Source organism: Pseudomonas sp. TSRC2-2, assembly GCF_049897785.1.
In the GTDB taxonomy this organism is placed as follows: domain Bacteria; phylum Pseudomonadota; class Gammaproteobacteria; order Pseudomonadales; family Pseudomonadaceae; genus Aquipseudomonas.
Window position 1 is genome coordinate 115,571 of record NZ_JAFCWZ010000010.1, and the last position, 16,952, is coordinate 132,522.

The window sequence follows — 16,952 nt, forward strand, 5'->3', positions numbered from 1 at the left end:
ATCACTCTTCTTCGTCGCGTTGCAGTTCGAACAGCAGCAGCGAACGTCCGGTCACTGAATACTCATGGCCGAAGTCGAAGCGTTCCTGGCCGCGAATCGACGGCTGATTGGTGTCGATCATGCAGGTCCAGAAGCCACCATCCGGTACTTCCGGCAACGTGAAGTTGACGATGTCGTGGTGCGCGTTGACTACCAGCAGCAGGGTTGCGTCGGCACCTTTGCGGCGGATGCCGGTTTCCTGTGCGCGGCCATCGAGCAGCATGCCCAGACAGCGATTGTGCGCATCGTGCCAATGCTCGGTGGTCATCTCGGTGGCGTCCGGAGCCAGCCAGGTCACGTCTTTAACGCCAATGTCTTCGTTATATTCGCCGACGAGGAAGCGCCCACGGCGCAGGATCGGATAGGTCAGACGCAGCTTGATCAAGCGTTTGACGAATTTCAGCAGCGCCTTGCCGTCCTCGCTCAGATCCCAATTGACCCAACCGATTTCGCTGTCCTGGCAGTAAGCGTTGTTGTTGCCATCCTGGGTGCGTGCGAACTCATCCCCGGCGACGATCATCGGTGTGCCTTGAGCCAGCAGCAGGGTGGCGAAGAAGTTACGCATTTGCCGGTGACGCAGAGCGTTGATTTCCGGATCGTCGGTCGGGCCTTCAACACCGTGGTTCCACGACAGGTTGTTATTGCTGCCGTCCTGATTGTTCTCATCGTTGGCCTCGTTGTGCTTGTCGTTGTACGAGACCAGATCGTTCAGGGTGAAGCCGTCATGGGCGGTGATGAAGTTCACCGACGAATACGGGCGGCGCCCGCGCTGATTGAACATCTCGCCGGAAGCGGTCATGCGGCTGGCGAAATCGGCAAGCTGAGCGTCGTCACCTTTCCAGAACGCACGCACGGTGTCGCGGAACTTGTCGTTCCATTCGACCCAGCCCGGCGGGAAGTTGCCGACCTGATAGCCGCCGGGGCCACAGTCCCAAGGCTCGGCGATCATCTTCACCTGACGCAGCACCGGGTCCTGGCGGCAGGCGACGAGGAAGCTGTGGCGCTCGTCGAAGCCGTCATGGTAACGGCCAAGAATGGTCGCCAGGTCGAAGCGGAAACCGTCGACGTGCATCTCGCTGGCCCAGTAGCGCAGGGAGTCGGTGACCATTTGCAGGACGCACGGATGGCTCAAGTCCAGCGTGTTGCCGGTGCCGGAGTCGTTGATGTAGTAGCGCTTGTCGTCCGGCATCAAGCGGTAATAGGAGGCGTTGTCGATACCACGCATCGACAGGGTCGGGCCTTGCTCGTTGCCTTCGGCGGTGTGGTTGTACACCACGTCGAGAATCACTTCGAGATTTGCATCGTGCAGGTGCGCGACCATTTCCTTGAATTCGGCAATCTTGCCACTGGCCAGATAACGTGGATCCGGGGCGAAGAAGGCGATGCTGTTGTAGCCCCAATAGTTGGTCATGCCTTTCTGCAGCAGGTGCTGATCGTTGACGAAGGCATGGATCGGCAGCAGTTCAACGGAGGACACGCCGAGCTTGCGGATGTGCTCGAGCACGTCGTCAACCATCAGGCCGCCAAAAGTGCCACGCAGGTTTTCCGGTACCGAAGGGTGGCGCATGCTGATGCCGCGCACGTGGGTTTCGTAAATGATGGTCTTGTCCCACGGCACGCTGACGCGATGGTCGTTGCCCCACGTATGCGCCGGATCGATGACCTTGCACTTGGGCACGAACGGCGCGCTGTCGCGCTCGTCGAAGCTGAGATCGGCGTCGGGGTGGCCGATGGTGTAGCCAAACAATGCTTCCGACCATTTCAGCTCGCCCACCAATTGCTTGGCGTACGGGTCGATCAACAATTTGTTGTGGTTGAAGCGGTGACCGTTGGCCGGATCGTAAGGACCGTAAACACGGTAGCCGTAGATCAGCCCCGGATGCGCATCGGGCAGGTAGCCGTGATAGATCTCATCGGTGTATTCCGGCAGCTCGATACGCTCGAGTTCCACTTCGCCGCTGTCATCGAAAATGCACAGCTCGACTTTGGTAGCGTTGGCGGAAAACAGAGCAAAGTTCACCCCCAGACCATCCCAGGTTGCACCGAGCGGGAAGGGCAGGCCTTCACGGATTCTCGACGGCTCAGCGTGCGCAGCGGGTTCGGCTTTCTTTGGACGGGTCATGATTGCTCCTGCAAAAAACGGGACGGTTCAGGCAATGGGCTTACCTTGTGAGAGCGAGCTTGCTCCCATAAGGAATTGTTTTTTCTCCCATGGTGGGAGTGGCTTTCTTCGGGGCGCAAAAACCCCTTGTGGCGAGCAAGCTCGCCACACAGTCGTTCAGTTCAATAATCGTGGACGGTGTCAGATCGCCGGAGGCTTTCGCGGGGCTCGCGGCTTTTTCTGCGCAACCTTTTCGCCCGGCGGGACTACTTTGGGCGTCGCGGCAGGCTTGGCTTTGCCCGCTGGTTTGGCTTTGGCGGCTGTCGGTGTTTTAGCGTCGAGGGTTTTGGCCTCGGCGCTCTTGGCCGCTGTAGTCTTGCCTGCCACCTTGCTGCCAGCCGCTTTCGGTGGCTTCTTCGGCGCCAGCGCCTCGGCTTCAGCCAGTTTGCGCGCCATCTCCCAATGACGTTCTTCCTGACCTTCCGGCTTACCTTCCGACTCCCAGATCTGATAGGCGAATTCGCGAATGCGTTTATCGTCGGTGCTCATCGCAATGCTCCTGAACTGAACTCATGCTTGTGTCAAGTGTTGGATAAAGAGATTGACCGGGACATCCCCCAGCGCTTCGCTGACATTCAGCTCCCTGTTTTGTGTGACTACGCTGCTGTCAAAAAGTCCCTTCAGGTTTGCGTTCGACGCGGCAGACGGTAAAACCACCCGCGTATCGCCCCAGCGCAGCGCATCGACCTGCGGGATGGCACTGTTTTCCAGCAATGTCGCGCAGCGCACCGGCACCACCACAATGGCCCGCACGCCTTCATGTTCACGTGCGAATGCCAGCACGTTATGGGCCTGACTGCCCAGCACTTGCAGCGGCTGATAATCGCCACGGCGCAACAGCTCGCTGTGGTCCTTGCGCAGATTCAGCACAGCGCTGATCAGCGCCTGCTTGATGCGCCCGTCACGCCAGTTCTTCAGCAGTTCTGCTGGCGGCACGGATGCCTGCAGGGATTGCTCGCGGGCGGCGTAGTCCACAGGCCGGCGGTTATCCGGATCAACCAGGCTGAAGTCCCAGTACTCGTTGCCCTGATACAAATCCGGCACGCCAGGCACGGTCATGCGCAGCAAGGTTTGCGCCAGCCCGTTGAGCGCGCCGGCAGCGGCAATGCTGTTGACGGTCTTGCTCAGCGCTGCACGCAGCAATTGGCCTTCTTCGCCGGTGAGCAGTTTTTCCGTAAAGGCCTGTGCTGCGTTTTCGTAGGCTTCGTTCGGCGCGCTCCAGCTACTTTGCAGCTTGGCTTCACGCAGAGCTTTCTGCTGCCATTGCCAGATGCGCTTGGCGTAATCGGCGAAACCAGCCTCGTCATCGTCACGCAAGTCCAGTGGCCAGCTACCGAGCAAGGCCTGATACAGAATCAGTTCGTCACCCGCGGACGGCGCTTCATCTTCGATGCGTACCGGGCGGGCGAGGGCGCGCCACAGTTCGACCTGGTCGGCGTACCAATGGCTGCGCTCGCTGAGGACGGCCAGCCGGGCGCGGGTGTCTTCGCCGCGTTTGTGATCGTGGGTCGCGGTGGCCAGCAGGTTGTCAGGGAACTCTGCCATGCGTCGTTGATTGACCTCGTGGAACTCGCTGACCGGCGCGCTGAATTGCTCGGTGTTGTAACCGACATCGTTGCGCGACAGCAGCACCGCCGAGCGATACAGCGCGGTGTCTTCCACGGCTTTGGCGGCCGCCGGCGAGGTCAACTGCTGGAAGCGCACACAGGCATGCTTGAGGATCTTGCGCGAGCGCCCGCGCGGCTTGCGGCGCCACGGCGTGCCGCCGAGCCAGCCGGCGACCGAATCGAGCACCGGCCAGTCTGCTTCGCTGAGGGCTTGCCGCGCACCGTCCATGGCGTGCTGGAAGATTGCTTCGTCCTGCTCCGAGCGACCCATGGCGCTGATGTAAGTGCGGTAAACCGGGAAATGCACGATCAGGGCGTGCAGCACGCGGCGGATTGCGCCAAGGGTCAGGTCGCGGGTCATCAAGTCATCACGCGCCACCTGGTGCAGCGCCTGCGCGACGCTTTCGAAGTCGCTGGCCAGTGAACCATTGAGGATTTGTTGCCGGGCCAGTTGCGCCTCTTCGATAAACGCGGCCGGGCGCTCGGTGCGGCGCTGCCAGAGTTCGCCGAGCACCTGTTCGCCGTCCGGATCATGTTGCAGCAGCGACAGCTGATTCATGAACTCGTAACCCGTGGTGCCGTCCACGCTCCAGTCGCGGCGCAGGGTTTCGCCTTCGCCGAGAATCTTTTCGACATAGATAGGCAGATGACGTCCCGGTGCCAGATGGTCAAGACGACGGCGCAATTTACGGCAGTAACCACGCGGGTCGGCGAGGCCGTCGATGTGGTCGATACGCAAGCCATCGACCAGACCTTCTTCGATCAGCTGGAAGATTTTGCCGTGGGTTGCTTCGAACACCGCCGGACGCTCGACGCGCAGGCCGCCCAGCTCATTGATATCGAAGAAGCGCCGCCAGTTGATGTCGTCCGCCGCTGTGCGCCAACTGGCCAGGCGATAGCTTTGCCGTTCGAGCAATTCGTGAAGTTTGTGGAAGCCTTCCTCGCGGGTGGAATCGTACTGAGCGAGATTGTTTTCGATGGCTTGGAGAACGTGCGGATCGCTGGCCAGTTGCCGCAGTTCTTCCTTTAGCGGCATCGCCAGCGAATGGGCATCAGTCTGGTAGCTGAGCGTGCTGAAACGATCGGCCAGGGATTTGAGCGCGTCGTCGGATTTAAGTAGCTCCCCATAATTGTTCGGGCAGATCGGGAAGTGATGGTCGTAATGCTCGACGTAGAAACTGCCGGTCTGCGCATTGAACTTGAGCTTGAGCGTGCCTTCCTGCAGCGCCACGCCGTAGTCGCTGCCGAGGAACGGCAACAGCAACTGGCCTTCCATCAACGGGTCCGGCGAGTGCCACTGAATGTCGAAGAACTCGCCGTACGGACTCAGACGGCCCCATTCCAGCAAGTCGAGCCACCACGGATTGTCGTTGCCGCCCACGGCCATGTGGTTGGATACGATGTCGAGGATCAGCCCCATGTTGTGTTCGCGCAGGGTGCTGACCAGTCGACGCAAAGCCGGCTCGCCGCCCAGCTCAGGGTTGACCTGAGTGGGGTCGACCACGTCGTAGCCGTGCATCGACCCGGCGCGCGCGGCCAGCAGCGGGGAAGCATAGATGTGACTGATGCCGAGTCGGGCGAAATACGGCACCAGTGGCACCGCTTGCTCGAGGGTAAAACCTTTATGAAATTGCAGGCGCAACGTGGCGCGCAATGGCTCGATAAGCTGTTGATTCATTGGTCACGCTCAGTGGCTTGAAGGCGCGCGCAGGCCAGCAGTTCCAGGCGGCGGGCGGCATCGGGGCCGTCCAGCAACGCTTCGCTGGGACCGGGCAAACGTCGCGACCAGTTCGGATGTGAGTCAGTGGTGCCGGGCAGATTCGCCTGTTCATCGATACCCAGGGCATCATCCAGCGGTAGCAGCACCAGCGGCGCGCGGGTGTGGCCGAGGAAACGGATGCTGGCATCGACCACTTGGTCGGCTTCATGGGACTCTTCGCGGAAGTTCTGCGGATCCTGCCGCAGCGCATCGCGCAGGCCCTCGCGCTCACGCTCGCGGTGCCGGCGCCAGTCGATTTCACCGTTGGCGTCGACCAGACCGAGGCGCGCATTCCAGTCGATATCGCGTCCATGCCACCAGCCATTGAGCGTCGGCAGGTCATGGGTGCTGGTGGTGGCCAGCGCGTCATCGGGCCAGTCGAGAATCGGTTTGAAGCGAGTGTTGTCCTGTTCGAACAACAGCACGCGCATGCCCAGGATCGAACGCGCGGCAAGTTTTTCGCGCAGGCCTTCCGGCACGGTGCCGAGGTCTTCACCCAGCACGATGGCTTGATGTCGGTGCGATTCGAGGGTCAGCAGGCGCAGCATGTCGTCAAACGGGTAATACAGATAGGCACCGTCGGCCGGATCAGCGCCGTTGGGGATCACCCACAAACGCTGCAGCCCCATGACATGGTCGATGCGCAAGCCGCCTGCGTGGGCGAAGTTGGCCCGCAGCATGTCGATGAAGGCACGGAAGCCATTCCGAATCAGCCCTTCAGGGGAGAACGCGGAGATGCCCCAGCCCTGGCCGCTGCGATTGAGAATGTCCGGCGGCGCGCCCACGGTCAGCGAGGCGAGCAATTCGTCCTGAAAACTCCAGGCCTGACTGCCAGCGCCGTCCGCACCGACGGCGAGGTCGGCGATCAGGCCGATACCCATGCCGGCACTGCGCGCGGCAGTTTGTGCACGCTCCAGGCAGCGATGAATCAGCCATTGGCAGAAGGCGAAATAGCCGATGCGCTCGGCATATTCTTCGGCAAAAGCACTCAGCGCCGCGCCGCGCGGGTCGTGCCAGTGCTCCGGCCATTCGCGCCAGTCGAGGCTTTCGCCACGGGCGGCACGCATTTGCTGAATCGCTTCGAAGCGGCAATGGTTTTCCAGCGCTTCGCCACCGCAGTGACGAAAACTGGCGAAGTCGGCATGCAGCGGGTGTTCGCCAGCGATAAAGCCGTCATACAAGGCTTGCAGCAGTTTCTGCTTGGCTTCGGCGGCAGCCGGCCAGTCGATCAGTTTGAGATTTTCCAGCTGCTCGAATTGAGCGGCCAGGCCACTGGCATCGATCGCGTCACGCAAGGCGCGTTCGCCGAGAATGCTGCCCGGGGCGGCATACAGTGAATTGAGAAACAAGCGGCTCGATGGCGAATAAGGGCTGTAGCGGCTGGTGTCGGCGCTGAACATTGCGTGCATCGGGCTGATCGCCAGGGCATCGGCGCCGCGCTCGCCAGCCACGCGGACCAGTTCTTCCAGCGCCTGCGTATCGCCGAAACCCCCATCGCCTGGCCGGCGCAACGCATACAGTTGTGCGCTCAGGCCCCAGGCGCGAGGGATTGGGCTATCGACGGCATCGCCCACGCTGAAGCAGCGCTCGGGCGCAACGGCCAGCGTGAAATACTGATCGCCGATGTGCACTTGCTGATAACCGACCGGAATCAGGCCGGGCAACATCGCCTCGTTATCCAGTTTGAGGTTCATCTGCGAGCCATCTTCAAGATGAATTTCGCAGGGCGTGTCCGGTGAAAAATAGCGACTCAGGTCGAGCGCAACGCCTACGTCGCAGGTCAGTAGGGGCGGTAAATGGCGGTCTTGCTGAACTTCTTGCAATTCCAGCAGGCTGGCATCGATTTCTTGCGCGGTGCTGGCCGGGTGGCCGAGTCCGATGAGGACATTGCGCAACACAGCAGGAGCGACTTTTTGCTGACGCCCGTTGGCGTCGATCCAGTCGACGGCCAGGCCGGCTCGACTGGCGAGTATTTCCAGTTGCGCATCGCTCATAGGCGCTCTCCATCCAGGGGGTGCATAACGGGTGCGGCCGTGAGGCTGACGAGCGCGGTGTACGCCGGCAGTTGGTTCGGGTCCGACAGTTCGATGGCGGCTGGCTGTTGAAACAGCCACTCGGTCTCGGTCTGTGCAGGGTTGACCACTGGCGTATCACTGAGGTTCAGGTCAATTCGCAGCTCACTGCCGTTGCGCAGTCGCCAGCGTGCACTGACCGCGCCATAGCCGAGCATTTGCGCGCCCAGCGCCTGGGTGCCGGAGAGATTGGGAATGATGTACTGGTGACGCAACTGCAGCAGTTGCCGGTAGAGCTCTTGCGTCTGCTGTTGGAGCGGCGTGCCACTGCCAGCCAGTCGCGGCTGCGAGGCGCGGAAGGTGTCCTCGGCATTCGGATCGGGAATCTGCTCGCGCTTGTGCGGGTCGGTGAAGGCGCTGAACGCGGCGAACTCATTACGCCGACCTTCACGCACCAGTTCTGCCAGCTCACCGTGGTGGCTGGTGAAAAACAGAAACGGTTGCTCGGCAGCGAATTCGTCGCCCATGAAGATCAGCGGAATCATCGGCGACAGCAGCAACAGCACCGTGGCCGCTTGCACTGCACGCGGGTCGGCGAGCTGATGCAGACGCTCGCCAAAGGCACGGTTGCCGATCTGGTCATGATTCTGCAGAAACAGCACGAAGGCGGTGGAGGGCAGATGCTCGCTAGGTTCGCCGCGAGGCTCGCCATGACGCGTGATATGGCCCTGGAACACGAAGCCTTGGCTCAGGCAGCGCACCAATTGTTCGGTGGGTTGCGCGGCATAGTCGGCGTAATACGCATCGGTTTCGCCGGTCAGCAGCACATGCAGAGCATTGTGGCCGTCGTCGTTCCACTGCGCGTCGTAATCGGTTTCCAACAGGCTCGACTGGTTCAGCTCGTTCTCGACGGTCAGCCAGACGTGCCGGGTCGGGTCGATCTGCTGGCGAATGCGCCGCGCCAGATCGCTGAGAAAATCCGGGTCTTCAATCGCGTGCACCGCATCCAGACGCAAGCCGTCGAAACGGTATTCGAGCAGCCACATCAGCGCGTTTTCAATGAAGAACTCGCGAACTTCGGGGCGACGGAAGTCGATCGCCGCGCCCCAAGGCGTGTGTTTGTCTTCGCGGAAAAAGCCTTTGGCGTAACGATGCAGATAATTGCCGTCTGGACCGAAGTGGTTGTAGACGACGTCGAGAATCACCGCCAGGCCATGGCCGTGGGCGCTGTCGATCAGGTGTTTGAGTTGCTCCGGAGTGCCGTAGGAGGCTTGGGGCGCGTAGGGCAATACGCCGTCGTAACCCCAGTTGCGATCACCGGGGAATTGCGCCAGCGGCATCAATTCGATTGCGGTAACACCCAGCGCAACCAGCCGCGCCAGATGCTGTTCGACTTCAGCGAAACCACCGAGCGCACCGACGTGCAACTCGTAGATCACCGCTTCGCTCCACGGCCGACCATTCCACGCCGTGTGTCGCCATTGATAAGCATGCGGGTCGACCACCACGCTGTGGCGGTCGAGATCCCCATCCTGCGCCCTGGAGGCCGGGTCGGGCACCTCCAGTTCGCCATCAATGCAGTAACGGTAGCGGCTGCCCGCCGGGCAGTTGGCCTTGATCACAAACCAACCGTCGCCCTGGGGCAGCATCGGCAACGATCTTTCAGCTTCCAGTTCCACACTGACGTAGAACGCGTCAGGTGCCCACAGCGCAAACTGCGTGTGTTCGGCATCCAGCATGATCGCGCCGTGGGGCCAGGTTTCTTGGGTCCTTGACGGCATTTTCTGCAACTCCCTGGCTATTTATGGCTGGCTTTACCCAACGCCTTGGCGACCAGTTGTTCGTAAAGTTCGGCGTACGGTTCGACTGCTTTGCTCCAGTTGAACGGTGCGGCCATGGCCCGGCATCGCATGGCATTGAGCAGTTCCGGGAAGGCGAAAACCTTGAACGCGCGGCTCAGGGCTTCCTTGTAGCTCTCGACGGTGGATTCATCGAAGAGAAACCCGGTAACGCCGTTTTCGATGGTGTCGGCAAGGCCGCCGGTATTGCGCGCCACCGGCAGCGAGCCGAAACGCTGGGCGTACATCTGGCTCAAGCCGCAAGGTTCGTAGCGTGAAGGCATCAACAGGAAGTCGCTGCCGGCGAACATGCGCCGCGCGTCGGTTTCGTTGAAGCCGATGCGCACACCGATCTGGCCAGGGAAGCGCAGGGCCAGCTCGCGCATGGCTTGTTCTTCTTCCGGCTCGCCACGACCGATGATCGCGATCTGGCCACCGTTCTGCACGATGAACTCGGACACCGCTTCAGTCAGGTCGAGGCCTTTCTGATAGACCAACCGCGAGACCACGGCGAACAGTGGGCCGGTGGAGTCATGCAAGCCAAACAGTTCACGGACGTGAGCGGCGTTGACCGCTTTGCCTTCCCAGTCGCCGATGGCGAACGGGGCAAACAGGTGTGGATCGGTTGCCGAATCCCAGCTCTCATCAATACCGTTCGGGATACCGCTGAGCAGGCCTTGCTGGGTTTTGGCAGCGAGGAACCCGTCGAGGCCGCAGCCGAAGTCCGGAGTAGTGATTTCCTGCGCGTAAGTGGCGCTGACGGTGGTGATGTGGCTCGAATAGGCCATGCCGGCCTTGAGGAACGACATCTTGCCGTAGAACTCCATGCCTTCCTGTTGCAGCGCATGGGCGGGAATCCCCAGCTCCGGGCAGGAACCGAGGCTGGTCACGCCCTGATAGGCCAGGTTGTGAATGGTGAACAGGGTCGGCGTGCGTTGCCCGCGCCAGTGCATGTAAGCGGGCGCGAGGCCAGCCGGCCAGTCATGCGCGTGCACCAGATCCGGGCGCCAGTGGATTTGCGCAAGGTTGGCGGCGATATCGGCAGCAGCGAGGCCGAGACGGGCGAAGCGGATATGGTTGTCCGGCCAGTCGCGACCGTTGTTGGCGCCGTAAGGGCCACCTTCGCGCTCATACAATTCAGGGCAGATCAACACATAGATCACCAGGCCATCGGGCATGTCCATGCGACCGATTTTGCAAGGTGGCAGCGCGGCGTGGCCACCCAGCTCGCCGATAATGTGGATCGGGTTTTCGCTGTGCACCACTTGCGGGTAACCGGGAATCAACACTCGCACATCGTGCAGATGGGCCATGGCCCGGGGCAGGGCGGCGGAAACGTCGCCGAGGCCACCGGTCTTGACCAGATCGGCGATCTCCGACGTCACAAACAACACTTTTTTCTTGTTGGGATTCTGGCTTGCTACCGGAGCAAGCGTCTTGGTGCCGGGTACGTTGATCTGTCGGCTGCCGGGAACACTGATGGTGCTCGATTCTCCAAGCGACTGGTGAGCACGCTCTCCCTGAATATCCAATGCCGCACTGATCATATGTATCTCCCGTGTGTGATCTGATTCTTGTCTCGAACAAGCTGTTTCGTGGCCAAGTCCTGTGGCCGGGCGCAAAGGCGCCACGCATCGGTGAGCAAATGCTGACCCAACACGCGCAAGCAGAATGGGTGGTGAGGCCGTTGCAAGGATTACACCAGTCGCTTTCGCCCAGTTGTTCTGATGACCTGTGGCGTGAAGCAAAAGTTTCGACTTTTTTTCGTCGGTATGACCGAGTGGTTTGGCCACTGAAAAATCAGTCTAGGCCAGATCCTAGAGCGGGTCAGGGCAAAGGGGTAAATTGTTCGACAATCGGTTGTGTCGGTATGTGAACGAGGGTTTGAGAGGGCGAATGCTCCGACGAAGGGCATGTTTTTCGTCCGGAGTGGGCCAAAACGGTGACTGGTTAGTCACGATTTTGTGCTAGGGGATGGGCGGATAGCACCGTTTTGGTGCGAGAACATTCTGGTGTAGTGTCGATGATGGCCTCTCCGCGAACAGGCCCGCTCCCACATCGGCACGCGTACACCCTGTGGAAGCGAGCCTGTTCACGAATCGGCCGGTTGAGCGCTGAACCTCTCAAATGAAAGACTCAATTCAACAATCGCACCGGCTCTCCAGCCGCCCACGCCTGAATATCCTCGATCATCTGCCCGAAGAACTGCTCGTAATTCTGTCGGCTGACATAGCCCACATGCGGCGTAGCGAGGACGTTTTCCAGCGTGCGAAACGGGTGCAGAGCCGGCAAAGGCTCTTGGTCGAATACGTCCAGCGCCGCGCCGGCAATGCGTTGTTTCTGCAGCGCCTTGATCAGCGCGGCTTCATCGACGATTGGCCCGCGCGCGGTGTTGACCAGCAGCGCGGTCGGTTTCATCCAGCCAAGCGCCTGGGCATCGACCAGGCCCCGACTGCGCTCGCTGAGCACCAGATGCACCGACAGCACGTCGGCCTGCTCGAACAATTGCTGCTTGCTGACGTACGTCACGCCGGCATTTTCGGCACGTTCGGCCGTGAGGTTTTCGCTCCAGGCAATCACCCGCATGCCGAACACCTGACCGAACTGCGCGACTCGCTGGCCGATGCTGCCCAAACCGAGAATTCCCAGCGTCTTGCCATGCAGGTCGCCGCCCAGGCCCTGTTGCCACTGGCCGGCGCGCAGGGCATTGGCTTCCTTGACCAGATCACGGGTCGCCGCCATGATCAGCGCCCACGTCAGTTCGGGTGCGGCGTGTTTGTAGCTGTCGGTGCCGCAGACCTGGATGCCGAGCGCGGCTGCCGCTGACATGTCCAGCGCCGCATTGCGCATGCCGCCGGTGACCAGCAACTTCAATTGTGGCAAGCGCCCAAGCAGATCAGCGTCGAAACGCGTGCGCTCGCGCATCACGCAGATCACCTGATACTTGCCCAGGCGCTCGGCCAGCGTGGCGTTGTCGGACGGGTAATCGTGCACAAAGCTTACTTCACCGATGCTCTCGAGCACGGACCAGTCGACCACGTCACGGGCCACGTCCTGCCAGTCGTCAATCACCGCAATCTGCACCGTCATCGGCTTACCTCATCATGGAGCGGAAGGGGTTTTGCCCAGCCAGCCGAGCAGCGCCTGATGAAATTTCTCCGGCTCTTCCATTTGCGGCGCATGGCCCATGCCCGGGAATTCGATCAGCGTCGACTGGGGAATCAGCTTGGCGACCTGTTTGCCGAGCACTTCGTAATGACCGATCTTCGCTTTCACCTCAGGCGGCGCGAGGTCCTTGCCGATGGCGGTGGTGTCGGAGGTGCCGATCAGCAGCAGGGTCGGCATCTTCAGATTCTTGAATTCGTAGTACACCGGCTGGGTGAAGATCATGTCGTAGATCAGCGCCGAGTTCCACGCGACCTGGGTCTTGCCCGGGCCTTTGCTCAGGCCGGCGAGCATGTCGACCCAACGATCAAATTCGGGCTTCCAGCGGCCGCCGTAATAAGTCGTGCGCTCATAGTCGCGAATACCCTTGGCCGTGACCTTCAACTCGCGCTGGTACCACTGATCGACGGTGCGATATGGAACGCCAAGGGCTTTCCAGTCTTCCAGACCGATCGGGTTGACCATCGCCAGTTGATCGACCTGCTCAGGAAAAAGCAGCGCATAACGGGTGGCGAGCATGCCGCCGGTGGAGTGGCCGAGGAGGGTGGCTTTCTGGATACCCAACGCTTTGAGCAATTGCTGAGTATTGGTGGCCAGTTGCTGGAAGCTGTACTGATAGTGCTCAGGTTTGCTGGATGTACAGAAGCCGATCTGGTCTGGGGCGATGACGCGGTAACCGGCATCGCTGAGGGCCTTGATCGAACTGTCCCAGGTCGCTGCGCAGAAATTCTTGCCGTGCATCAGCACCACGGTGCGGCCGTTGGCCTTGCCATTGGCGGCGACATCCATGTAACCCATTTGCAGTTTCTGCCCCTGGGATTCGAAGGCGAAATGTTTAAGCGTGTAGGGATATTGGAAACCTTGCAGCTGCGGGCCATAGGCAGGCCCTTCGGCGGGAGCGGTTTCAGTGGCTGCGTGCGCCATTAGCGGCAGTGCAGCGCTGAGGACGAGGCCGGGCAGCCAGCGGGAAAGCGTGACGGACATAAGCACAAACTCCTTGGAAATTGGCTGACTCTGCAAGGCCGGGATTACGCCGACGTTAAACAATGGCAATCATGCGGGCGGTTGGTTCAACCGAGCCAGCCCAGCGTCAGCAAGGCCAGCACGCCATAACGCGCGCCTTTGGCGAGCGTGACGATCAGCAGAAACCGCCCGAGTGGCTCACGCATGACACCGGCAATCAAGGTCAGCGGATCGCCGATCACCGGCAGCCAACTGAGCAGCAGCGACCAATGCCCATAGCGCTCGTAATGCTTGCGCGCCGTGGTCATATGCCGCGGACTGACCGGGAACCAGCGGCGATCCTGAAAACGCTCGAGACCACGGCCCAGCCACCAGTTGACCAGTGAACCGAGCACGTTGCCCAGCGTCGCCACCGCGAGCAGCCCCCACAGCCAATATCGCTCACTGATGATCAGACCGACCAGCAGCGCCTCGGATTGCAATGGCAGCAATGTTGCCGCGCCAAACGCGGCAAAGAACAGACCGAAGTAGGCTGCACCCATCAACGGGCCGGGTAATCCGCCACCACCACGTCAGCGCCGTCCTTCTTCAGGCCGATCACTTGGTACGCATCGCTCATGCCGTCCATTTCCATCCCCGGCGAACCCATCGGCATGCCTGGCGCGGCAACGCCCAGCAGATCGTCGCGCTTGCTCAGCGCCAGCACTTGATCGGCCGGCACATGACCTTCGACGAATTTGCCATTGATGATCGCGGTATGGCAGGACGCCAGGCGCGGCGGTACGCCGTGCTGCTGTTTAAAGCTGCTCATGTCGCTTTCGACGTGGTCTTCGACTTTGAAACCGTTGGCTTCGAGATGGCTGATCCATTTTTTGCAGCACCCGCAATTGGCATCGCGATGCACTTCGATCGGGATCAGTTCGGCGGCTTGCGCCAGGGAGGAGATGAACAGGGCGCTCAGGGCGAGCAGACGCAGTTGGCTTCGCATGGGGATGGGCTCTCGACTCGGTGACGGGCAAAAAGAACGCATTTTGACCGGTTTTTCCACCCCGGCATCAACTGAGTGTATCCAGTTGCTACAAGGCAGGCTGACAGGATGATTATGGATCAAGGCTGACAGGGGGATGAGGGAGAGGTGGCTGGATGGTCAGAAAGGTGTGACATGTTGATCGCAATGTCGATGCGAATCAGATCCCCGCTCCCACACTGGATTGTCTGCTATCGGGCAATCCAGTGTGGGTGGCTAAGACTCAACTGACCTTGAACCGCCCCATGATCGCGCTGACGCGGCTATTGGCTTCCAGCAACTGGCGGGTGTTCAACTCACTGGCCTGGCCGCTCTGGACCAACTCATCGACCATGTGGCGGATCTGCACCATGCTGCGGTTGATCTCTTCGGTGACCGCGCTTTGCTGTTCAGCGGCAGTGGCGATCTGAGTGCTGAGGCTGTTGATGTGGCTGACCGAACCGGCCATTTCGTCCAGACCCGAGTTGACCCGTGCCGTGGCGTCGGCGGCGGACTGGCAACTGGCCTGGGTGTTTTCCATGGCGCTGACTGAGGAACTCACGCCCTGGGTCAGGCGGTTCAACATTTCGTTGATTTCGGAAGTGCTGGCCTGAGTGCGTGCGGCGAGGGCGCGGACTTCATCCGCCACCACCGCAAAGCCGCGACCCTGTTCCCCGGCACGCGCGGCTTCAATCGCTGCGTTGAGGGCGAGCAGGTTGGTCTGCCCGGCAATCGCGCCGATCACGCCAAGGATTTCGGTGATGCGCTGGGCGTCCTGCTGCATGTTTTCAACTTTGTGTGTAGCGCTGGCGACCTCGTCAATCAGCGCGACCACGCTGTTGGTCGCTTCACCGACCACGACGCGTGAGCGATCGGCGTTCTCGTTGGCGCGCTGGGTGAACGCTGCGGTTTCGGCGGCGTTTTGCGCAACGCTTTCGGCGGTCGAGCTCATTTCGGTAATGGCAGTGACGGTCTGGTCGGTTTCCGAGGCGTGACGCAGCAGGATCTGGCTGGTGTGTGCCGAGGTGCGCTGCAGGTTATCGAGGCTCGAAGCCATGGCGCCGGTGGCCTGAGTGACTTCGCCGATCATGTTTTGCAGGTAGGCGATGAAGGTGTTGACCGAATGGCCGATCGCACCGAGCTCGTCTTCAGCGCGAATGGTGATGCGGCGAGTCAGGTCGGCGTCGCCGCTCGACAGCGAGTCGATGTTGGCTTTGAGGGCTTTCATGCGCTGCACCAGCTTACGAATCGCGTAAACCTGCAACAGCACCAGCAGGATCACCAGCGGAATCTGGATCAGGCTCAGGCTGTTGAGCACATCGTCGCGCTGGGCGGTGAGCATTTTGGTGGGCAGGGCGGTGGCGAGGAACCACGGTGTGCCCTCGATAGGGCGCATAAAGAATGTCGCGGCTTCACCGTTGTTGTCGAACTCCACCCGTTGCGCTTTATCGCGATTCTGCAGGCCGGTCTTGATCTGATTGACGAAGGTCGAGCTGGCCGCCAGTTCGCTGATGTTCTTCAATACGATCGGGCCGCTGATGCGCGAGCTGTTGCTGATGATCTTGCCGTCAGCCTCAACGATGAGCATCTCGGCATTAAGGTCTTTTTCCTTGCGCGCTACCAGGTCGTTGAAGAAGCCCAGGGTCACGTCGATGGTCGAAACGCCCCAGGCACTGCCGTTCTTGTAGATAGCCATGGCGCAGTTGGTGCGCGGCTCGGCACTGGCATCGTCTTTATAGGCAGCGGCCCATGCGCACTGGCCGCGCGGGGTGGCCATGCCGCCCTTGTGCCAGCTCTGGTCGTAGTAGTTGGGTGCCGCATCGCTGTTCCAGAACGTATTGACCTTGAGCTGGCCCGAGGCGTCGCGATGCCAGAAGGTGCTGAACTTGTTGCGCCCGGCTTCACGCTGGCCGGGCAACGGCCAGATGCCGCCGCCGAAGACTTTCGGTTCGCCGTACTGATCCACCAGCCCTGGCAACACTACATCGATGGCAGCGCTGTCGAGCAGCGGGATGGTCTGAGTGATGCTGCGTTGCTGCGCCTGTACCTTGTTCAGTTCGCCCTGAATCTGCACCGCGACCTCGGCGATGCGGTTGAGCACGACCTTCTCTTCGGTATCGCGCAGGGTCGGCGCGACCAATTGGCTGATGCCGGCCACGGTCAGCACTGACAACAGCAGGATAAACAGAACCAGAAACAGCGTGTAGCGAGCCTGAATAGTGCGCAGTGCGGGCATGGAACTGATCCTTGAGCGGCTTTTTGTTGAACGGCGGGAATTGAAACAGGGCGGGTATCACAGCGTATCGTCGTTCTGCGCCGAAGCTTTAGGTGCTTGCGTACCTAAACAAATGCGTAGCGATGACCGGTTGGTTTCGCAATGGAGCCGCCGTGATCTGCGCTAA

11 protein-coding genes and 2 pseudogenes are annotated in these 16,952 nt (G+C 60.8%); 1 reads left to right on the plus strand and 12 read right to left on the minus strand.

What is annotated here, in order from left to right; genetic code table 11:
- Position 1: 1 nt before the first annotated feature.
- The 12 genes and pseudogenes from glgX to ACP7D9_RS20500 form a co-directional block, all read right to left on the minus strand.
- Positions 2-2,161 (minus strand): glycogen debranching protein GlgX, encoded by a 2,160-nt coding sequence (gene glgX, locus ACP7D9_RS20445; RefSeq protein WP_101159535.1) that lies wholly within the window; start codon positions 2,159-2,161, stop codon positions 2-4.
- Between the two features lie 180 nt (positions 2,162-2,341).
- A complete protein-coding gene (locus ACP7D9_RS20450; RefSeq protein ID WP_101159536.1) occupies positions 2,342-2,689 on the minus strand; it encodes a DUF2934 domain-containing protein in 348 nt (115 codons plus the stop codon).
- A gap of 21 nt (positions 2,690-2,710) precedes the next feature.
- The gene (locus ACP7D9_RS20455) at positions 2,711-5,485 is read right to left on the minus strand and encodes a malto-oligosyltrehalose synthase (protein WP_426159397.1); all 2,775 of its coding nucleotides are present in this window, start codon (positions 5,483-5,485) and stop codon (positions 2,711-2,713) included.
- Complete coding sequence (gene malQ, locus ACP7D9_RS20460; protein ID WP_426159398.1) at positions 5,482-7,560, minus strand: 4-alpha-glucanotransferase; 2,079 nt, start codon at positions 7,558-7,560, stop codon at positions 5,482-5,484. Before malQ ends, ACP7D9_RS20455 begins: the two co-directional genes overlap by 4 nt.
- Positions 7,557-9,359 (minus strand): malto-oligosyltrehalose trehalohydrolase, encoded by a 1,803-nt coding sequence (gene treZ / locus ACP7D9_RS20465; RefSeq protein WP_426159400.1) that lies wholly within the window; start codon positions 9,357-9,359, stop codon positions 7,557-7,559. The genes malQ and treZ overlap by 4 nt, the downstream gene beginning before the upstream one ends.
- 17 nt (positions 9,360-9,376) lie before the next feature.
- Positions 9,377-10,963 carry a glycogen synthase GlgA gene (glgA, locus tag ACP7D9_RS20470; RefSeq protein WP_039760491.1) on the minus strand — a complete coding sequence of 529 codons (1,587 nt, stop codon included), beginning with the start codon at positions 10,961-10,963 and terminating at the stop codon, positions 9,377-9,379.
- A gap of 589 nt (positions 10,964-11,552) precedes the next feature.
- Positions 11,553-12,506, minus strand: coding sequence for a D-2-hydroxyacid dehydrogenase family protein (locus ACP7D9_RS20475; RefSeq protein ID WP_426159401.1), 954 nt, complete (start codon positions 12,504-12,506; stop codon positions 11,553-11,555).
- Between the two features lie 12 nt (positions 12,507-12,518).
- Positions 12,519-13,565 (minus strand): alpha/beta fold hydrolase, encoded by a 1,047-nt coding sequence (locus tag ACP7D9_RS20480; RefSeq protein ID WP_426159402.1) that lies wholly within the window; start codon positions 13,563-13,565, stop codon positions 12,519-12,521.
- An 86-nt stretch (positions 13,566-13,651) separates the two neighbouring features.
- On the minus strand, positions 13,652-14,086 hold the full coding sequence (locus ACP7D9_RS20485) for a YqaA family protein (protein ID WP_101159542.1): 435 nt from the start codon (positions 14,084-14,086) through the stop codon (positions 13,652-13,654).
- Positions 14,086-14,532 carry a DUF411 domain-containing protein gene (locus ACP7D9_RS20490; RefSeq protein ID WP_041480975.1) on the minus strand — a complete coding sequence of 149 codons (447 nt, stop codon included), beginning with the start codon at positions 14,530-14,532 and terminating at the stop codon, positions 14,086-14,088. Before ACP7D9_RS20490 ends, ACP7D9_RS20485 begins: the two co-directional genes overlap by 1 nt.
- A gap of 262 nt (positions 14,533-14,794) precedes the next feature.
- Positions 14,795-15,322 (minus strand): annotated as a pseudogene (locus ACP7D9_RS20495) (methyl-accepting chemotaxis protein); the annotation flags it as partial.
- Between the two features lie 333 nt (positions 15,323-15,655).
- Positions 15,656-16,786, minus strand: a pseudogene (locus tag ACP7D9_RS20500) (HAMP domain-containing protein); the annotation flags it as partial.
- Here ACP7D9_RS20500 and ACP7D9_RS20505 point away from each other — a divergent pair.
- Positions 16,785-16,952: a hypothetical protein gene (locus ACP7D9_RS20505; protein WP_426159403.1), complete on the plus strand. Its 168-nt coding sequence runs from the start codon at positions 16,785-16,787 to the stop codon at positions 16,950-16,952. The pseudogene ACP7D9_RS20500 and the gene ACP7D9_RS20505 sit on opposite strands and share 2 nt — an antisense overlap.